Source organism: Borrelia persica No12 (genome assembly GCF_000500045.1).
Lineage (GTDB): Bacteria > Spirochaetota > Spirochaetia > Borreliales > Borreliaceae > Borrelia > Borrelia persica.
Genome location: NZ_AYOT01000021.1, coordinates 1 through 1,515 on the forward strand (window position 1 = coordinate 1; position 1,515 = coordinate 1,515).

General features: G+C 29.9%; 1 protein-coding gene. It reads left to right on the forward strand.

Annotated elements, in window-relative coordinates; translation table 11 throughout:
• A partial coding sequence (locus U881_RS11355) for a plasmid maintenance protein (RefSeq protein WP_024652904.1) occupies window positions 1–1,515 on the forward strand: 1,515 nt, incomplete at both ends.

Below are 1,515 nucleotides of genomic sequence, written 5' to 3' on the forward strand. Positions count from 1 at the left end.
TATGAATATAATAGCAAAAGATAAAAAAAATTTCAAATCAACCGGCACAAAAAGCCAAATAAAATCAATACTAAAAAATCTTGTTGACTTAAATAAATACAAAACATCATCTGAAATAACAAACATACCCGTATCTCAGGTCAAATTACAAATAATCAAAACATTAAAACAGCACAATAGACTACTTAAAATATATTGGTCAATAGATGCTAAAAATAAAAACTATAAACAGTCAGGTGGTGCTGAAGAATACTCAGCAAACGATATCTACAATATAGTAAGTAAACTATTAAAAAACGATGGCTATAAAAAGGTATGTAAACGAACTATCGAGAGAGATATTAAAATTTTAAATGAAATTGGATTGATTAAATCTAAAATTAGAAGACTTGGAGTGGGACATGGAAGCATTGCTCATTATATACAAAACATGGCATTTGCACACAAACACAAAGAAATAATTTTAGAATACTTAAAAGAACGCCTAAAAGAAAATTTAAAAGAAAAGAAAATCATTAGCGACTTTAATCAAGACATACAAAATACAATGCATAATTGTAGGACAAACTCTCAAAAAAAAGAAAGTCAACCTAACCTAAATGAACATAACAATACAACCGAAATGTCGCATGTCGAAATGTCCAATGTAATTAATAAAGCTAAAATAAGCAATATAAAAAAAGAGAATTCTATGGAGAACTCAGAAATGCTTTTGAAAAAAGCTGATTTTTATGAAAAAAAGAAAAGAGATTGCAAAATAATTAGGAAAGATGTCGAAACAAGACTGTTATCTGACTACAAAATTAGCAAAAAATATCTGAAGCAAATAAAAGAAAGGAGTAATAACGACTCGACATACATAAATGCGCTGTTAAATTTGGAGCAAGCAATAATTGATTATGGAATTGAGTACAACCTTGAAGACATTTTAGAACACTTTTTAAAGCAATTTGCAAATAGGTATAAACACAAAATATGGATGATGATGAAAAGGGAAGATGGGATAATAAGCGATTATGAAGTAATTTGGGAAGGTCGATTTAGAGACTGGTACTCAAACAAGTATAAAAAACGGCATGTTAAAAAAACTGTTTATGATGAAAGCATATGCATTGAAAAAAGTATTTCAAGAAAAGAAAGGGAAAAATCGTTAAAGAATGTGCGAATTTATAAAATAAGAGAAGCAAAGAAAAAAGTGGATCTGAAGAAAGAAGAGAAAAGCAAGCTAGAAAAAAAGAGACTGCAAGAATATTTGCAAAAGTTGTTTGCCAAAGAGGCAAAAGAGAGAAAAGAGAGGCTTAGGAGAGCAGAAAAGGAGCGAGCTCATTTAATGAACCGAATGAGAGAAAGCGTGTTGGTCAATTTGAAGAAAAATATGGGCAATAACGGACAATTGAACAAGAAAGATAGTTTCTTAAACAAAACGCCCCCAAACATTTTATCTGAGTCATTGTCAAGTGGGGATGTTGAACGTAAAGATGATTGTATAGGGTGTAGAACAGAAAATGAAATATT